We start from the raw sequence: 18972 nt of genomic DNA on the forward strand, positions 1-18972 counted from the left end.
AGCAAAATCAATTGATTAAATTAAACTCAACTTCATTACTTACTCAACCGCTGCCAGGCCTTGCCTCTGCAGCGGTGGCGTACTTTACTGATTAACGAGGGGGATTGCAAGCGTTTCATGTAGAGATTTCAAAACTCTTTTGAAGAACCTTTTTCTGACAGACCTCTTTATAACGCATAATCTGCGCCACAACGCTGCATAGACTTTATTCTAGAGAGGAAAATTGTGCAGAGACCGTTCATTCATTGCTTATGATTGCATGATTTGCACATGAATTTGTATGTCAGAGGTTGGATTGGTATAACTGTTGATCAAGCCAAAAAAAGAGCCTCAAAGTACTTTCTTCGCACATTCATTCAGATGAGTAGAAAAATCCTTTTTCAAAACGTGCGATTAATCCTTCATTTATTTATGCATATGAGTTTCAAACTGATAAATGGAGGGAGGCATAATCATGTAGTACTAAAATGATAACTATAATTATTAACTGAGTGAGAAGGCTGAACATGCTGAATTTTCGACTTAACGGTGCTCCCATCACACTGGATACGGATGAAGTACAGGCCTATGACAGTTCTTTGGCGTTATTAAGAGAGCATCTTCATCTATGCGGCACAAAAGAGGGTTGTGCATCGGGTGACTGTGGCGCATGCACAATCGCCGTTAGAAGTTCAGGAGAGAACACATACAAAAGTGTAAATGCCTGCATCATGCCAGCCAGTCAGCTCAATGGGCTGGATGTTGTCACCGTTGAAGGGCTACAGGGGCCACAGCTTCATCCGGTACAACAGGCAATGGTTGAGCACCATGGCAGCCAATGTGGCTTCTGCACGCCAGGCTTTGTTATGTCTCTTTTCAGTTTATATCATTCAGAAGACATACCCTTTTCAACTGAAGAAATTGATGAAGAGATAGCGACTGCGTTGGGTGGAAACCTTTGCCGTTGTACAGGCTATCGTCCCATTCGCGATGCAGCCTTGAACATGCGCAAGACATCAGGCCATGTACACGACTGGATAGAAGCACCGTGGGATTACATGCCCCCCAGCAAAAAAGAGTTCGAAGAAGTGGCGCGTCATTTTTATCGGCCTACTACGGTGGATGAGTTGAGCGATCTATGCCACCGTCTGCCCGGAAGCAAACTCGTCGCAGGTGGAACCGATCTCATGTTGGAATCCACACAGCGACTCATTGATTTCCCCTCTGTGATTGATGTGACTCAAGTACACGAGTTACAGCATATCGAGCAAAAATCTGACGGCTGGGAAATAGGCGCTGCAGTAACCTACACACAACTGCAATCCTTGTTGAATAAACACTACCCCGCTTTCGGAAAGATGCTCCACCGCCTGGGCTCTCGTCAGATTCGCAATCGAGGGACATTGGCGGGGAATATCGCCAATGCCTCCCCTATTGGTGACACACCTCCCGTACTTCTGACATTGGATGCAAAACTTCGTCTGACATCAAAAGAGGGAGAGCGCACTATTAATCTTTCGGACTTCTTCCTCGATTATAAAAAGACAGCACTCAGGCAAGGCGAGTTTATTCGTTCTGTTATCGTTCCCAAGCTGATGCCACAGCAACAACAATTTGTCTGGAAAATATCCAAACGTTTTGATGATGACATTTCAGCGGTACTAATAGCTGTACGTGTCGAAATGGAAGAAGAAACTGTTCGGGATATTCGCATTGCATTTGGTGGTATGGCTGCCATTCCCAAACGCGCATACACGGCAGAAAAAGCGCTGACTGGCTGTATTTTGGATCGCTCATCCATTCATCAGGCGCAGCAAGCACTTGCCGAAGAGTTCACACCATTGAGCGATATGCGTGCAAGCGCTGATTATCGACTCACCGTTGCAGGTAATTTACTGGAAAGGTTGCGTTTGGTTCTCACCAATAACTCTATTGAAGCGGAGCTTGTCTGATGCGCCAGTTAATTGATCTCCCTACCCCTTCATCAGATAAAGCACGAACAGACAAGGCACCAGCACATGACAGTGCCAAGGGGCATGTTAGTGGCACCGCACGATATACAGATGACGTATATCGGCATGCGGCCATGTTGCATTTGGCCGTTGGCGTAAGCACCAAGGCCCATGCACAGATAACAAAAATTGATCTGGATGCCGTGCGTTCAGCCCCCGGGGTCATTGATGTGTTCACTAGTCAGGACATACCCGGGCACAATGAAGTCGGTGCCGTATTCCCTGGCGATCCTTTGTTGGTGGAGGGTCGCGTCAGCTATGCAGGGCAGCCCATTTTTGCTGTAGTCGCCGATACACTGCGACATGCGCGACAAGCTACCAGCCTGGCACAGATAGAGTACAAGAGTGAATCACCGCTGCTTGACCCTGCCGTGGCGATCGAAGAAAACTCGGTCGTATTGCCCAAACATGTCCAGCGCCGTGAAGCCGGTCAGAACATTATTGACGAAGCACATCGTGAGGCTCCTTTACCCGCGTTGGAAAGTGCTCAACATCGAGTCTCTGGGAGGCTGGATGTTGGTGGACAAGAGCATTTTTATCTTGAAGGCCAAATTGCGATTGCAGAGCCCTGGGAAGATGATGGCTTAAGGGTGGTGACGTCAACTCAGCATCCCAGTGAAGTACAAAAACTGGTAGCAGAGGTCATTGGCATCCCCCTCCACCGCATTGTAGCGGAAGTCAGGCGTATGGGAGGTGGCTTCGGGGGCAAGGAAAGTCAGGCTGCACCGGTAGGCGTGCTGGCTGCACTGGCATGTTGGCGCACAGGGCGTAGCGTTAAATTTCGAATGCCACGTGAAATCGATATGCGCGTCACGGGTAAACGCCATCCTTTCCGCTCATCCTATGATGTCGGCTTCAATGATGAAGGCGTTATTGAGGCCGCAAAAATCGAGCTGATAGGCAATTGCGGCTATTCACCGGATCTGTCCGAGGGAGTGGTCGATCGCGCCATGTTTCATGCAGACAATGCCTATTATATAGGCGATGCATTGGTAATAGGCCACCGGGCCAAAACCAACACCGTTTCTCACACCGCTTTCCGCGGTTTTGGCGGCCCACAGGGGATGCTGCCCATCGAGACAGTCATGGACGATATTGCCCGGACGTTGGGTCTGGACCCTCTTGATGTACGTAAACGTAATCTTTACCGCACTGGCAAGGATGAAACGCATTATGGGCAAAAGGTTGAGCAACACTTGATCGGCCCGATGATGGAGACGCTGGAAGAGCGCAGTGAGTATCGCTCAAGGCGCCAAAAAATCGCTGAATTCAATAAACAGAGCCCTATTATCAAACGAGGGCTGGCACTCACCCCTGTTCAGTTCGGTATTTCTTTCACCGCCACCCATTTGAATCAGGCAGGTGCTATCGTTCGGGTATATACCGACGGCAGTGTACTCGCTAATCATGGCGGCACCGAGATGGGGCAAGGCCTGCATACCAAAGTGTGTCAGGTCGTGGCCCGTGAACTGGGATTGAGTCTTGAGAATGTGCGTATCAGCGCAACACGCACCGACAAAGTGCCCAACACCTCGCCCACTGCGGCATCTTCCGGGGCTGACCTGAATGCCATGGCCGCAAGAAAGGCAGCGCTGGAGATCAAGCAGCGTCTGTTCCAGTTTGCTCAGGACGAGTACGCGCTGGAACCTGCGTCCATGCACCTTGAAGAGAATGCCTTCCACGCGACTACATTGACCGGCGATGCTTTCACTCTATCGTGGCCCGAGTTGGTTCAGCAAGCCTATTTGCACCGCATCCCCTTGTTCTCCGAAGGGTTCTATGCCACACCGAAGATAGGCTATGACAAGAAAACCGCTCGTGGGCGACCTTTTTACTACTATGCCTACGGGGCTGCCGTCACTGAGGTTGAAATCGATACCTTAACGGGAGAAAACCGGGTACGCCGTGTTGATATCCTGCATGACGTTGGTGAATCCCTGAATCCGGCCATTGACCGCGGGCAGGTAGAAGGCGGCTATATTCAAGGTCTGGGATGGTTGACGACAGAAGAGCTGGTATGGAATGACGATGGACAGCTCATGACCGCGGGGCCTTCGACTTACAAGATTCCAGCCTATTCAGATGCACCGATCGATTTCCGAGTCAATTTGCTGGAAGGCCACCCTAACTCTGAAGCGACTATCTACCACTCCAAGGCAGTAGGTGAACCTCCTTTCATGCTCGCGATTTCTGCCTGGGCAGCGTTACGGGATGCCATTTCCAGCCTCTCGGATTATGCCCTTAACCCTGTATTGAATACGCCAGCAACACCCGAGCGTATTTTGTTCGCATGTAACAAGATTCGCGAACGACAGGAAGACAAGGTTAGCGCATGAGTATGTCCAGAGAGTGGAGTGAAGCACTTGCCCGATGCCAGCGGGAAGGCGTACCACACGTACTCCTCTCGCTAGTAAGTTGTGCCGGCTCTACTCCGCGCGAACCCGGGGCGAAGATGGTGATCACTCATACTGATCAGTTCGATACCATTGGCGGCGGCAGATTCGAATACAGGATAATTGAGCAGGCAAGAGCCATGCTTAATAGTGGAGCAAGTGATACGAAAATAGAACGTTTTTCACTCGGTGCACAAGCACAGCAATGTTGTGGGGGGCACATTGCAGTATTGTTTGAATGCTATCCCGGTGCAAAGATGAATATTGCCCTGTTTGGTGCGGGGCACGTCGGTATTGCACTGGAATCGATTCTTCGTACCCTCCCCTGGCGCCTGACATGGTTCGATTCACGAACCGATGTTCATTCCCATATGCTGGAACATCATGGGCCACGCACGCGCATCATGACGTCCTATTCCACCGAAAGTATTGACGAAGCAAGCCAATGGATCACCGCTGGTACGCATTGTATTGTCATGACGCATGATCATCTGGAAGACGAAAAACTGATATATCAGTTGGCACAGCGAGAGGATCTTGGCTCGGTGGGTCTTATTGGATCGAAAACAAAATGGCAACGCTTTCGTCATCGCCTGGCAGCTCAGGGGCTCACCGACGAACAACTGAATCGCGTACGTTGCCCTATAGGTTTAGTCAACACAGGGCTAAAACGCCCCGAAGAAATAGCACTTTCCGTCGCAGCCGAATTACTTTCAAAAGCCCCTGCTCAGAAGGAAGAAAAACAGCGTATTAGAGGGATCGAGCCCGCAATATTAAAAGAAATCGCCCAATAGAGATTTATCGGGCGTTCACTTCACTTTAGAAAACGCTCAAGAAACGCATCAATACGCCAGCGTGTGTCCGATGAAATGATTTCAGGAGAACCATAAGGACGCGTGTTATTCATGGCATCTTCGACCATTTCGTCATGGCGATCTCCCATCAAGCCATTGATAGCAGAAAGGAAGCGGGACATTTTATAGGCACTCGTATTATCGGGATCGATGGAGCGAAGCGTATCGTAATAGGATACCTGCTGCCCGATAATCTTGCGCATATCATGAAACTCATGCCCACTCACTTCAGCTTTGTCAGAGCCTTTCTTGAAAGAGCATAGTCTGTGCTGGCGGTAGTTATGAAAGCCCTCGGGGGTATCCAGACGAACGTGCCGCATGCGATGTTCGATCAAACTCCACAACGGGCGGCTCAAAAGCAGTTTCAAACGTTTACCGTATCGCTGTATGTCGTCCGTTTGTTGATGCCGGAAGGCATCCTGTAACTCGCCCAAAATATGCGTTGTGTAATTGAACAACTTGAAAGAACGATGATTGCGACTGTAAAGCCGAACAGCAAACCGCAAATGTTTATAGCATCCACGCATTTTTTTGTAGTCGCGCTTTTCGTCATCGCTCAAGGGAACACCGGCAAGCAGCTTATCTGCGTACTTCAATAGTTGGGTGCGAGATACCCCCTCTTCCCAAAATTGCAGACAAAGAGAATAACAGCTGAAAAGCACGGATTCATTCCCCTCCAGCACAACATCCCCTGGGAGCTCAACATGCTCATCGACGATGTCATCCGTTTCCACCGCTTCATAAAGTCTATCAAGCGTTTCGGACGAAAAGGTTAACCATTGCTGAGTTCTTGCAACCATTATTGACGTGTTTCCTCAGGAAGAACAAAAGGCAATTTGTGCCGATTTCGATATGCATCCATGGTAGGGAGCAATGAAAAAACAATAATCAGAAGTTCACTTCCGACGTAAGCCAGAGCTGCACCTACAATACCCAGCCACAACGATAAAGCAATCAATAATACCGCATATATCAATGTTGCCAGGCTCTGTGCACAGAGACTTTGGCGTTGACGGCTAGCCATGAAAAGCAAGGATTCCAGAGGTACCGCTGCCATGGAAAGCACTATGGCGCCCAACATGATTTCCAGCAAGGTGAACGCTGTCGAATATTGATCGCCAAATACAACATCAATCAGGGGATTTCCTAACAGAATCCCAATGATAGCCACGCATAAACCAAAACCAACCGCTGTAAATGCTGTCCGAATGCCTAGTAGCCAGGGGCGCTTTTCTCTGGGGTTAAGCCTCATGATCTCAGGGTAGAAACTTTTTTCCATAATTTGACCCGGTGTGGCCGCAGCATCATAAAAAGTAAGTGCTATTTTGAACAGACCAGCCGCATCAGCGCCCAAAAGAATCCCCACCATAAAATTGCTACCGGAATTTTTAATAGAACCCAGGGTATATGCAAGATGAGTGACCCAAACAAAATTCCAGACACCTTTGATTTGTCGAGCAGGCTTTATAAGGGAAGGCCTAAATGCGCCACGGATTTTACGCCGCCCAAGCTCCATGCCCGCAAATACCCAGCATGTTGCTCCCCCTATTAATGATCCCAGATACCAGGAGAGTACAAAACCACAGAACCCAAACTGGCCATAATAAGTAACAATGCAACCGATTACACGTATGACAGGCGATATAATTTCCTGAATGGCAAGAAGATCAAAACGATCGAGTGACCTTAAAATACCCGTGGGCGTAGCCGAGGCCAACAAGGGAATCAATGTACAAAACCCCATTGCCAACCAGAAATCTTCACCACGGATACCAATTTTATGGCTCACCCATGGCAAAACCATGATGGCAACTGAAAATGCAAGAACACTACTCACAATATCCAGTGCAAATGAGAAATTGACGACTTGCTTGAAGATAGGCAGTTCACGCCGCACCAGTGCAGGCGCACCATACCGGACGATCACTTGCCATGATTGAAACTGGAGAAGAGCACTAATGGTTCGAGTATAGGTCTGGATGATAATCAAAATACCAAACAGATCGGGCCCCAATGTTCTACTTGCCAGTGCAAGTGAAAGAAGCCCAATAAGAGCACTGCCTACATTACTGGAAAAAAGTACAAATGCATTTTTCAGAATGGAACGGAAAGCCCCATCTGTGAACCATTCTTTGATCATAGGAGAGGAAAAACTACGCGGTTCAGAGAGAGCAGATTAGTTATTATTCATCCATATTGGCTAACGTTCCCGAACTGGACTACTGGATGACACTCATTCCCGAAAGGCCCCTTATCAAAGGGGTACCTTTCGGAGATACGCTTACGCTTGAGGACGACGATACGGAGAGTCTTCAGGCAAGGCCAACCAATTGGCAAAAGTATCACAGATAGTCTGGATCTGCTCAGGGGTATGCGCAGCACTCACGCTACAACGCAGAAGAGAGTAGCTGCCCGGTGTCGCCGGAGGCACCATCAAATTGACGTAGACACCATGCTTCAACAGGTAATCCCACATATGGAGTGCATCAAGTTTATCTTCGATGATCACCGCAACAACTGCATTGGCAGGCGCACCCAATTCAAATCCGAGAGATTCAAGTCCAGAATGAAGCTGATTGGCATTGCTTGTCAGCTGCTGGCGAAGTGCCTGCCCATTCTCAAGCAATTCGAGTGCCTTACGCGTTGCTGCAATAGTCGCGGGCGGCAGTGATGCAGTAAATACATATGGACGGCTGGTGTAACGCAAGGCTTCCATTTGCTCGTTATCACTCGCGCAATAACCACCGGTATTACCCAGACTTTTACTGAAGGTCCCGACAATGAAATCGATATCTTCAACGACACCCACTTCTTCGCAAAGGCCCTGCCCTTTTTCACCCAGAACACCGATAGAGTGAGCTTCGTCGACCAGAAGCGCACATCCATACGACTTCTTGATCTCGACAAATTCACGCAGCGGAGCACGGTCACCCATCATGCTATAGATGCCTTCAACAACGACAAGTGCATCCTGCGCCGCATCGCCAAGTCGACGCAGGCGCTTGTTGAGGTCTTCAGGATCATTATGGCGGAAACGGATCACATTGGCGCCGCTCAGTGCACAGCCATCGTAAATACTGGCATGACTGTCAGCATCAATAACGACGGTGTCACCGGGGCCTACCAATGCTGAAATCATGCCCAGGTTGGCCTGGTACCCCGTTGAGAACACAATGGCATCCCGTTTGCCATAGAAACGGGCGATATCCTTCTCCAACTCATGATGAAGCGCGTAGGTACCGTTAGCCATCCGCGAACCGGTTGTACCGGTGCCTGATGCCTCAAGTGCTTCCTTGGCTGCAGCAATGCACTCGGGATTGAATGTCATACCGAGGTAATTATTTGTGCCGGCAAGAATGGTCTCACGGCCACCAATCATTCCAACGGTGGGCGTAACAATACGGTCAATTTGGACGGAAAATGGGTCTACCCCCAAACGGGAGAGTTCTTCCTTGGCGGCCTGTGTAGCACGTAATCTGGGATTGCTTTTCATACGTTTTCGGACGTCCACTTCTCAATTTGTTTGGCAAAATCACCCACAGTCCGAATTTCAGCCATCGCATTCATGGGAATGGAAATATCGTATTTATCTTCCACTGCAAGCATCATGTTCATGACTTTCAGGGAATCCAGACCCAGCTCACCAGTAAGCTCTGTATGTTCGTTGATATCCTCGTGGCCATTCGCCAGTGGAGTGATAATCTCGACCAGGTCATTCACAATATCTTGATAGCTCATAAAATCTTCCGTTAGGTATCTGATGAATGGTTCAACGTTTTAAGCAGACCATCCTTGAAAGTGGTAGTTGGCTGCCAGCCTGTCACCTGCTCAAAAATCGGGTTGTCATGACATACCCAATCAGAGTGAGTAATTTCACTCACCTTGCCGGGTGTTAGCATGGGAGAATATCCCAGTAAACGCGAGGCTGCCAAATTGGTATACCCGAAAAGGCGGAGAACCGACGCAGGAATTGATAGCCGGCGGATAGGCTTATCCTTTTTCAATGCCTCAGCCGCCTGTGTCAGCAGGATATTCCAATCATAACCTGCTTCGCGCCCATCATCTATTTCATAACGCGCATTAACACATTTCGCAGGGTCAGTTCGTAACCATTTAATGATAGCATCGACCAGATCATCCACATAGATCAGGGATAACCGCCCTTGAGCAGCTCCGGGAACAGGTACCAGCCCCTTCACCATACTGTTGAATACAGGGAGCATTTCTTTATCACCGGGGCCATACACTGCCGGTGGACGCACGATCATCCAATTGAGCGCGGCCTCACTGGTTTCAAGCAGTCTTTCCCCTGCACGTTTACTGGCAGCATAATCGGAGAGCTCAGGTTCACGGGCAGCCAATGACGATATCTGTACAAAACGTTGACAGGTAGAAGAGGTATTGGCTGCATTAATGGCAGCCCAGGTACCAACGACATTCACACGGTCGAAATCAGCACGGTTTTTTCCCCTGACGGCTCCCGCACAATGTACCAGCGCAGAAGCATCCTCAAGCAATGCAGACAACGCTGCGGCATCATTCAGCTGCCCCTTTACCCATTCAATGCCATCGCTCTGCTCCAATTTTCCAACAGGACTCGAGCGATACAGGGCTTTCACCTTAAAACCTGCATCCAACAGCTTTTCACACAGCCGACTACCGATAAAACCTGTTGCTCCAGTAACCGCAATGGTAGTGGCTTGAGTCTCCACTTGCGAGGGTGGCTCTGATCGAGCAGTATTGGATGAAAACATTGAATCACTAGAAGGCTTGTTGGTCGAAGGATCATTCACAAGGGACACCCTGGCTCAATTGCCTAACGCCGATTGACGCGAGACTCTGCGTTTACTTTGCATTGGCTGAATTTACATCCTCAAGAATTCGCATCCCACTATATGAAACAATCGGAGCCCCACAAGGGGTACTCCGATTGTATATCACAGAAAAGACGAATCCTTCACTGCTTAGACTGCCGCTTTTCTGGAAGAGCCATCGCCTTCTTTCTGGGCTAGACGCTCAAGGTATCCTATACGTGTCGCCGAACGTGACAGCTTGCCTGAAGAGGTTCTAGGCAATGTATGGCGTGGAACCAGCTCAACAAGACATACAACACCCAGTTCTTCATAAACCTGACGACGGATTTGGGCTTCCAACACCTTGTTTTCCTCGGTGTGGAGCATATTGGTTTGAACGACAACAACGGCAACTTCAGTGCCATCTTCCTGAGTCAAACCAAATGCAGACGCATCACGGGTACGAACCTTAAGCTGCTTTTCAGCAATAGCTTCAATATCCTGCGGCCATATGTTACGGCCATTAATGATGATCATATCCTTGTGACGGCCCGTGATAACCACTTCACCATCTACCAGATAGCCTACATCACCCGTATCGTACCAGTTATCTTCAAAAAGAACCTTGGCCGTTTCTTCCGGACGCTTATAGTAGCCTGTCATCAAACTGGGGCCATGTATGAGGATACGTCCCACTTCCTTTTCTGAAAGTTCGACATCATCATCATTCACGATCTTGATTTTATGATGTGGCATAGGCTTGCCACAACGAACAAAGCCACGCCCAGTCCCTTTGGCGACAGGTGTCACCTTGAGATTGTCGGTCAGGTCGTCCGGATCAATCCAGTCGACCTTTACTCCTTCACGCAGTGGCGAAAAACTGATGGCCAGCGTATTTTCAGCCATACCATATGATGGAACAAAAGAGTCCTTGCGAAAGCCTGTTGGCTCAAAGGTTTCAGCAAAGCTGTCCAGCACACTGGGGTGAATCGGTTCGGCCCCGACACCGGCTACCCGCCAATGTGAAAGATCATAATTTTCAACATCCGAGGGGCGTACACGGCGTGCACACAAATCGTAGCCAAAAGGCGGCGCATAAGCGACAGTTCCCTTGTTCTGATGCATCAGCTCAAGCCAACGACGCGGACGCATGGCAAACTCACGCGTATCAAGGTAATCAATCGAACGCTGGCTCGAAACAACCGTCAACAAACAGCCAATCAACCCCATGTCATGATAGAAGGGAAGCCATGAACTAAAACGGTCATCCTCTACCATCTGAACACCGGATTTCACAGAGCCCTGAATATTTGCCATCAACGCATGCGCCTTGATCATGGCAGACTTCGGAAAGCCAGTGCTACCTGAGGTGAACTGCATGTAGGAAATTTCGTCAGGCTGGGTTGGCGTGATCTCGGAGATATCAACAGGCGCCAACTCATCGAAAACTTCCGGCGTGCCCTGCATGACAAGATCCAGGGACTCGGAGGCTTCACCAAGAAAACCGGCAAAGGACTCTGAACAAACCGCAACACGCGCACCACAGCTCGTCAGCATGCCCTTGAGCTTTTCAACATAGGCAGCATGACCGCCCAGATTGATGCTGGCAGGCAACGCAACAGGCACAAGCCCCATATACTGACAAGCAAAGAAGAAACGCAGGAAATAGGGCGCAGTTTCACCCACAATCGCGATACATGAGCCGCGAGGCAACTTCAAGGATGCAAGCTTGCATGCCAGCGCTGTCGCCTGTTCCCGCAGCTCGGCATAGGTAAGCACAGTCGCAAGCTTCCCACCGGCGTAGAAATTGGCACCGGTAGTTCCCGTAGCTGCATAATCCAGCGCTTCGGCCAGGTTTGCAAAATCGGCGTAACGTAAAGGAATAGTATTGATGGTGGGGGTAGGCTGCCCCGAAAGCTTTATCGCCGATTCTTGTGAATTCATCGAAGTATTATTTGAAAGAGACAACTCATCACCCCACGCTTAGCGTCGGTCAATTACCTTCATGCAGGTGTAAACGTTTGGCAAAACATACATGACCAAAATTGGCACCTGACCATAACGTACCTCAGCATATCCATTCGAGAGACTGCCGATAGCAAGTCGAGCGATTTTAGGCCCGCCCCGCTGTTGATACGGGAGCGTATGGTCACCAACTCATTACGGTATCATCGCATTATATACCAAAAGAAAACAGCATGTCTTTGAATACTATTTGCGATGTTACTGTGGTAATCGAACCCTGACGAACAGGATTGAGGCAGCATTCAGCCAAGAAGACTATTGCAAACCGCTAAACAACCCAATGAAAAAGCATCACGGAACATACAATATTGTATGTATATTCCAACACGCTAACCACAGATTTGAACAGATCTCGAACGAAAAAATTCTGCCGTAAATTTATAGGGCGCATATGATAGCAGAGTTTCATCCACGATTCCTCCCCCAAAATGCGATCAATTTACATAAATTTACGAATTCCGCCCAACCAATGAGTTTGATGTGCCTATAACCGGCGAATATTCGTGATATAAAGGGTAAATCTGTTAAAGAAATGGCAGGTGAACAAAGAAAAAAACGTGTCAGACAATGCTGTCTCCCCTTCATGCCAACTAAAATGGCATAATAGAGTACGTATCGAGTGAAAACTTTCCTCTTTACTCACTCATTCATCTTTTTTGCACAATATCGGTTCAATTCAGGTTAAAGAGTGTCTGAAAATGAGGCACTCCGGTCGCGTTTTCCAGCTGGAAACGCTGCCCACCCAGAAGTATGGATGAAGGTATGTCGAACAATATGAGACGTTCGTGGTCAACGTCCAAACACAAGGCAACCATGAAAAAGGCTGCTTGAGTAGAACTCGTGTAACGCTTGTAAACAGGAACACGCATTGATCATCTTTCGCTATTTGATTCGGGAAATCCTGATCACCATGGGGGCCATTGCAGCCGTTTTGTTGCTGGTCATCATGGGGAATCAATTTATTGGGTATATCAACGATGCCGCCGATGGTGACTTCCCGATCAACCTTGTGAGCACGCTGATGCTGTATCAGGTGCCCAGCTTTCTTCAGTTGATTCTCCCCATGGCCTTCTTTCTGGGTTATCTGATGGCCTATGGTCAGTTATATCTGAATTATGAAATGATCGTGATGCAGGCTTGCGGCTTCAGTCCAATGAAGCTGCTCAGCTATGCGTTATGGCCGGGTATGATAACCGCCCTCATCGTGGCTGCCTGCTCCTTATGGTTAACACCTATTGGATTGCACAACAATGCCGTCAGTATGAATACACAAAGTTCACGACTGGATTTCAGTGTGATAACACCGGGGCGTTTTCAGGATATCGGGCATCATAGAACGGTTTATGTATCGAAAATGACCAATCATGGCACTCAAATTCAGAATATTTATGTGCTCGATACTCAGCCGGGTAAAACATCATCTGTCATCCGTGCCGAAACCGGCTCCCAATTTACTGATTCGCAGCAGGGCAATCGCTATCTCAGACTCTCCAACGGATTTGAATACAAGGTTACGCCTGGTCAGGGCAATGCGGAGGTATCCTCGTTTGATCACTACTACCGTATCATCCAGCGCAACACGGCGGTTGATAGCGATGCAGGCCCGGAACAGATGTCAACAGGCAGTCTATTAACAGAGGGTGGTAGTCAAGCCATTGGTGAAATTCAGTATCGTATCAGCCTTGTACTGATGGTACCGATTCTTGCCCTTCTGGGAATTTCTCTCTCACGTCTCAATCCCCGGCAGGGCCGCTTCGCGAAACTCTTGCCCGCCCTTCTGCTCTATATTGTGTATGTCAGCCTGATCATTGCCGCAAAGGATACTGTACAGTCCGGCAAACTCCCCGCCATGATTGGTGTATGGCCAGTACATATCCTCTTTTTATTGCTGGGATTATGGCTCGCTTATCGAACTTACGGGACAAGAGGTAAACGCTGATGTTCAACAGGTTCGATCGCTATGTCGCACGCAATGTCGTCGCTGCGACGCTGATTACTGAAATTATTCTGGTCGCTTTATACTTCGGCATTATCTTTATTAACAAGCTGGGGGGAATTCAGGGGAATTATGGCGTGGGTGCTTCTTTCATTTATCAATGTCTGCGTATTCCCTGGCGTATATATCAGTTCGCTCCCCTTTCTGTTTTGCTCGGCGCTTTAATAGGGCTGGGAAACATGGCGGCATCCAACGAGCTAACAGCCATGCGGGCGGCAGGATGTTCGATTGCCAGGCTGACTTTCTCAGCAATAAAACCCTTGTTGGTTATTAGCCTTCTCGTCATGGCGATGGGGCAGTGGGTTATTCCCTCTTCCGAGCAAGCGGCACAGGATTACCGTGCTACAAAACAACAACAGGGACAAGAAGTTGATTCGACAGACAACGGATTATGGCAGTTGGATCACGGCAACGCTTACCATTTTGATGCCATCCGATCGAATGGTACGTTATTGGGTATTGTCCGCTACGAATTTGACGGTACAAGGCTGATAGAGGCAGATACTGCTCAGTCTGGTACATATGATCATCAGCAGCGCCAATGGATTTTGCACAACGTCCAACGCACAAACTTCAACAATGACAGTGTCTCGCCAAGTCATACCGATACCATGCTCTGGCAAACAGATCTTACACCGACATTGTTGTCACGCATGCTTATTGATCCTCAAACACAATCGATCAGCAGCCTGTGGGATCTGGCACACTATCAACGTGATCAACATACAAGTAGTAGTACGACCAGCCTTTATATGTGGCAGAAAATTTTACAACCGCTCTCCTTCATCAGTCTTATGTTGATGGCGGCATCGTTTGTTTTTGGTCCGCTACGTTCCAAGTCAGCCAGTACACGTATTTTCATCGGGGTTGTGATCGGCCTGTGTATTCACTATCTACAACAGATTATGGCTCCGCTCTCGCTGCTGTATGGAATTCTTCCCGTATTGGCCGTGCTTTTGCCAATAGTGTTATGCACGTTGTTAGGGCTGTATCTATTCAGTAAAAATAAATAGCTCATCAAAGACCAACGAAGGAAGAGGGTTATCCTCTTCCTTGTTTTTTCTCCTGTATAGCCCACTGTCCTCCTTCATACTCCTTATGAATACATGTTGCTGATAATGAGCCCGCATGCAGAGCGCCAACTATCGCTTAACTGCGCAACAACGCCCTGTTATAAGAAGAGCTGGTTTCTGGTTACATGCACCTCTTTCATTGACACATACTAAAAAAGCAGCGACACGGTAAAACCATGAGCGCTGCTTTTTAATCAGGTGAATCAGCTCGAGTAGCTGTGGTGCGAGTCACTGGAGCTCAAGCAAATGTGAGTTGAGTAACCGTAGTTTTATCAGCCGTAGTTTTTACCAGCCACCGTTTTAGTAGCTATTTTGGTTATCGTGAAACGAGAGATGCTTCCCATCGTGGACTTTCACCTTCCATAGGAATAATCACTGCTTCGGCTGTGCTTTAGTGCCATCCAAATGGAAGCCCACCTCCTGCGATAGACGATAGAACTCCTCAGAGAAATTCTCCATATCACCAGAGGCGATTTTCAAGCGCCGAATAAAGTAGTTGTATATCAAAACAGCGGGGACCGCCGCTGCAATACCAACGCCAGTAGCAATCAGTGCATGACCAATTGGACCTGCAACACTCCCAAGGTCAGCCTGCCCTGTTTCACCAATGTGCACCAGAGCCTCCATAATCCCCCATACAGTCCCAAAAAGGCCTATGAACGGAGCTGTACTACCAATACTGGCCAGGATCGCAAGGCCACTTTCCAGAGAACGTTTTTGCAGCTGCATTTGACGTCGCAGACTACGCACCAAGCGTTCGCCACGATTGACCTGACCTACTAGCGCGCTATTGTGCTGAGTCAGGTCACGGCCAGTAATAACATCAAAACCAGTGCGGGCAAGGGTGACGACAGCACCAGCATTTACATCCAGCGAGCTCTCACCTTCCAGCAGGCTATCAGATGCCCAGAACTGCTTGAGGAAACGTTTGCGCTGTGCCTGGAAGCGCCCAAACTGGAGCCCTTTGATCAACAACATCGCCCAACTAATGATTACAAAGGCTACCAATACCCACAACACAGCAGGAACCACATAGTTGGCGGCAGGGCTCGCCAGCAAAGACTGCCCCATCATGTTGGGACTTGCAGGCTCGACTGTATGGGCATCATGCGCAGGTGATTGTGTTTGCACCTGCTGTTGATCAGTAGAAGGCGCCTGACTGGTAGAAGACGCGCCGTTATTGTTGTGTTCGTCCATCATTCATTCCCGGGTTTATCAAGAGAGTGACCACGTCGATATGCGTCTGGCAGAGGGCTCACTCATTGGCGCTGATGGCAATTCAGCAGTGACAACTCCTAGCTTCCAACAACGTTTATATCCAACGACTGTCTCATAACAAAGACAGGATTGTTTTAATCCTGATAACGATACTATACCTTCACCAAGGTAAATAAAAACAGTTCTCCCAAGATTAAAATACCAAATCTTCAGCTTCTCTTTACCCTTTATATTTCCATTTACCCAATGGCATGCTAAACACGGGTGCGCTACCCTCCGCGACGCAACAAATAGAGCCCAGCGACGTAGCACAGGATAATCGGCACCAAAACAGCCCACAACGGCGAAAAGCCGAAAATCAATGAAGCGGGTGAAAGCAAGTCCTGTAAATACTTGAAACAGAGCCCGACAACAATCCCCATGAAAATACGTGTACCCGCCGCTTTCGAACGCAATGGACCAAAGACAAATGATGCCGCAATTAACATCAGTCCCATGAACGCGAGGGGCTGAAGAACCTTTTGCCAGAAGGCCAGCCAGGTGGAATTACTGTTGATACCCTGGTTGTCCTGATAGCGTGCATATTCCCACAAGGACGTAATGGGTTGGGTATCTACATCCTGTGTCACCAACTTCAAAAAGGATGGATCAAAATGGGTTTCCCAATGGCTACTTTGAAGTTGGAAAGATTGCGTGTGATCATCGTTTGTAAATCGGGTACCGCGGATATTCTGCAATGTCCAGTCATGTGTTTCCGGGTTCCAGTAAGCAAAATCCGCATAACTGGCTGATACCAGGCTTTTCCCCTGATATTCATAACGAGCCACGCCCACCAGGCTGTTGTCAGACTGAACCGCCCCGATGCGATAAAAGGTATTACCATCGATCTGCCAGGTGCCATGAATCACCGAAGCATTTCGGCCCTGCTGCATTTTTTCGACCTGATAGACCTGAGCATATTGCTCTGTTCTGGGGACAACCCATTGTCCCAGCGCCATGACCAGTACAATAACAACCAGTAAAGGCTTCAGGATCGAAATCGTCAGGCGAAAGATAGAGGTACCGGCTGCGCGCATTGCAGTCAGCTCATTGCTGCTGGCCATACTGCCAATACCCAAGAGGCCGCCCAGTAGTACTGCCAAGGGTGCATATTCGTAGGTTCGCCAGGGAAGCCGCATACACTGATAAACAAAGGCCTGTAGTGTCCCGTAATCCCCTTGCAGGTGATTTAGTTCAGCCAGATAGGAAAGCGCAAAATCCAGCACCAACAGGGTAAATTCAGTTATGAACATTGCCGCCAGTACATTACGCGCAACGTAGCGATCAAAAATACTGAACATCAACGTACCCTCTGCTTACCAAACGTTTTGCGTAACAGCCACACACCCAGCGCTAGAAACACGATATGGATGGGCCAGACCCCAATCATGGGCGAGAGCTTTCCGTTATGCATCATGTTTTGTGCAGCGATCAACAAGCTAAGGTAAATAACAAAAAGAACAATCGCTGGGAGCAACTTGGCAAAACGTCCGTGCCGCGGATTCACTTTCGATAGTGACATCGCCAATACCGCTAAAATGGGGATCATCAGCGCCAGGCTGATGCGGAATTCCAACTGTCCAAGTGCATCGTCATCATGGGTAGCAAGCAACGTGGTCGTCGGAAGCATTTCCGGTGCATTCAGCTCATAGGAAGATTGCGGTGTCTGTACCAGAAATGCGTAAGAACCAAAGCTTAACTTCTGCGCCACCTCACTCCCCGGGGTAATGACGTAGCGGATGCCATTGCTTAGCTGGAGGTATCGGCTATGAGTGTGGGGGTCGGTGAACTGATAGCCTTCGTCAGCACGGGTCAGAATCTGTTCACCGTCATGATCTTCACTGATAAAAACCTGCTGTAATCGAGTGTTGTTATCCGCAAGATGAGAGGCATACACCGTGCGGTGCCCAATATTTTGAAAACGCCCCGGTGTCAGCACACTGAAATCCAAATGGGATTTTTGGTTATCAAGCGCCTTTGCACTGGCCGACAAGCCCGCCGGAGTCAACCAAAGCGAGCACATCCCCACAAGGATTGCAGCTATAATCCCCGGCCAAAGCGATATACTCAATAATTTGGAAGGACTGTAACCGCATGCCTGAAGTACGGTCATTTCACTGCTCATGTACAGTTGGCCATACGCCATCAGGAACCCGAGGAAGAAAGCCAGCGGCATGATGAGCTGCACGAAACTGGGTAAGTGAAACAACATGAGATCACCTACCAGACTCACTGGGAGTTGCCCTGCGGCCGCCTGTGCGAAATAGCGAATAAATCGGCTGCCCATGATGATAAGCAACAGCACGAATGCGACGGCCAGCATGGTAATCAGAATTTCACGAATCAAATAACGAAAAACGACCAACGTAAGGTCTCCGTCTCCGGGAGGCAAAAAAAGCATGCATCAGGTATCAATCTGCTACCTGCAAGCCTGTGATTTTTTGAATCATTATCAGGTTTGAGATCATTATGTCATATAAGTTCGCACCACAGAAAAAAGCGTGCGGAAACATGAATGTGGTGTACTACATTGCATCTCCCCCTCAAAGCCACCACCATAATGCATATTATCGTGCAACAACGCATACTT

15 protein-coding genes are annotated in these 18972 nt (G+C 48.7%); 5 read left to right on the forward strand and 10 right to left on the reverse strand.

The window, feature by feature from the left end; genetic code table 11:
* The first annotated feature begins 506 nt into the window (after positions 1 to 506).
* Genes xdhA through xdhC form a run of 3 tightly spaced genes read left to right on the forward strand, consistent with a single transcriptional unit; the run spans position 507 to position 5178 of the window.
* A complete protein-coding gene (xdhA, locus tag LMG33818_RS10490; protein WP_442323341.1) occupies positions 507 to 1931 on the forward strand; it encodes a xanthine dehydrogenase small subunit in 1425 nt (474 codons plus the stop codon).
* A complete protein-coding gene (gene xdhB, locus LMG33818_RS10495; protein WP_442323342.1) occupies positions 1931 to 4327 on the forward strand; it encodes a xanthine dehydrogenase molybdopterin binding subunit in 2397 nt (798 codons plus the stop codon). Before xdhA ends, xdhB begins: the two co-directional genes overlap by 1 nt.
* Positions 4324 to 5178, forward strand: coding sequence for a xanthine dehydrogenase accessory protein XdhC (xdhC, locus tag LMG33818_RS10500; RefSeq protein WP_442323343.1), 855 nt, complete (start codon positions 4324 to 4326; stop codon positions 5176 to 5178). Before xdhB ends, xdhC begins: the two co-directional genes overlap by 4 nt.
* 20 nt (positions 5179 to 5198) lie before the next feature.
* Here xdhC and LMG33818_RS10505 read toward each other — a convergent pair whose 3' ends face one another.
* The 7 genes from LMG33818_RS10505 to LMG33818_RS10535 form a co-directional block, all read right to left on the reverse strand.
* On the reverse strand, positions 5199 to 6038 hold the full coding sequence (locus LMG33818_RS10505) for a hypothetical protein (protein ID WP_442323344.1): 840 nt from the start codon (positions 6036 to 6038) through the stop codon (positions 5199 to 5201).
* The gene (locus LMG33818_RS10510; RefSeq protein ID WP_442323345.1) at positions 6038 to 7378 is read right to left on the reverse strand and encodes a lipopolysaccharide biosynthesis protein; all 1341 of its coding nucleotides are present in this window, start codon (positions 7376 to 7378) and stop codon (positions 6038 to 6040) included. Before LMG33818_RS10510 ends, LMG33818_RS10505 begins: the two co-directional genes overlap by 1 nt.
* Positions 7379 to 7519: 141 nt before the next feature.
* Positions 7520 to 8731, reverse strand: coding sequence for a serine palmitoyltransferase (gene spt, locus LMG33818_RS10515; protein WP_442323346.1), 1212 nt, complete (start codon positions 8729 to 8731; stop codon positions 7520 to 7522).
* A complete protein-coding gene (locus tag LMG33818_RS10520; RefSeq protein WP_442323347.1) occupies positions 8728 to 8976 on the reverse strand; it encodes an acyl carrier protein in 249 nt (82 codons plus the stop codon). Before LMG33818_RS10520 ends, spt begins: the two co-directional genes overlap by 4 nt.
* Before the next feature lie 11 nt (positions 8977 to 8987).
* Entirely contained in the window at positions 8988 to 10031 is a 1044-nt protein-coding gene (locus tag LMG33818_RS10525; RefSeq protein ID WP_442323348.1) for an NAD-dependent epimerase/dehydratase family protein, read from the reverse strand.
* Between the two features lie 171 nt (positions 10032 to 10202).
* Positions 10203 to 11975 carry a fatty acyl-AMP ligase gene (locus LMG33818_RS10530; protein ID WP_442323349.1) on the reverse strand — a complete coding sequence of 591 codons (1773 nt, stop codon included), beginning with the start codon at positions 11973 to 11975 and terminating at the stop codon, positions 10203 to 10205.
* Between the two features lie 752 nt (positions 11976 to 12727).
* The gene (locus LMG33818_RS10535; protein WP_442323350.1) at positions 12728 to 12925 is read right to left on the reverse strand and encodes a hypothetical protein; all 198 of its coding nucleotides are present in this window, start codon (positions 12923 to 12925) and stop codon (positions 12728 to 12730) included.
* Between LMG33818_RS10535 and lptF (LMG33818_RS10540) the strand changes: the two genes are divergently transcribed.
* Together lptF (LMG33818_RS10540) and lptG (LMG33818_RS10545) are read left to right on the forward strand one after the other, a co-directional pair.
* Positions 12925 to 13995, forward strand: a complete 1071-nt coding sequence (gene lptF, locus LMG33818_RS10540; RefSeq protein ID WP_442323351.1) for an LPS export ABC transporter permease LptF — start codon at positions 12925 to 12927, stop codon at positions 13993 to 13995. The genes LMG33818_RS10535 and lptF (LMG33818_RS10540) overlap by 1 nt on opposite strands.
* A complete protein-coding gene (gene lptG, locus LMG33818_RS10545) occupies positions 13995 to 15065 on the forward strand; it encodes an LPS export ABC transporter permease LptG (protein ID WP_442323352.1) in 1071 nt (356 codons plus the stop codon). The genes lptF (LMG33818_RS10540) and lptG (LMG33818_RS10545) overlap by 1 nt, the downstream gene beginning before the upstream one ends.
* A 432-nt stretch (positions 15066 to 15497) precedes the next feature.
* Here the strand turns inward: lptG (LMG33818_RS10545) and LMG33818_RS10550 are convergent, their stop codons facing one another.
* The 3 genes from LMG33818_RS10550 to lptF (LMG33818_RS10560) form a co-directional block, all read right to left on the reverse strand.
* Positions 15498 to 16322, reverse strand: coding sequence for a MotA/TolQ/ExbB proton channel family protein (locus LMG33818_RS10550; RefSeq protein WP_442323353.1), 825 nt, complete (start codon positions 16320 to 16322; stop codon positions 15498 to 15500).
* Between the two features lie 290 nt (positions 16323 to 16612).
* On the reverse strand, positions 16613 to 17683 hold the full coding sequence (gene lptG / locus LMG33818_RS10555; RefSeq protein ID WP_442323354.1) for an LPS export ABC transporter permease LptG: 1071 nt from the start codon (positions 17681 to 17683) through the stop codon (positions 16613 to 16615).
* A complete protein-coding gene (gene lptF, locus LMG33818_RS10560) occupies positions 17683 to 18783 on the reverse strand; it encodes an LPS export ABC transporter permease LptF (protein WP_442323355.1) in 1101 nt (366 codons plus the stop codon). The genes lptG (LMG33818_RS10555) and lptF (LMG33818_RS10560) overlap by 1 nt, the downstream gene beginning before the upstream one ends.
* Positions 18784 to 18972: the final 189 nt, after the last annotated feature.

Source organism: Cernens ardua (genome assembly GCF_051251085.1).
GTDB classification, from domain to species: domain Bacteria; phylum Pseudomonadota; class Gammaproteobacteria; order Pseudomonadales; family Halomonadaceae; genus Cernens; species Cernens ardua.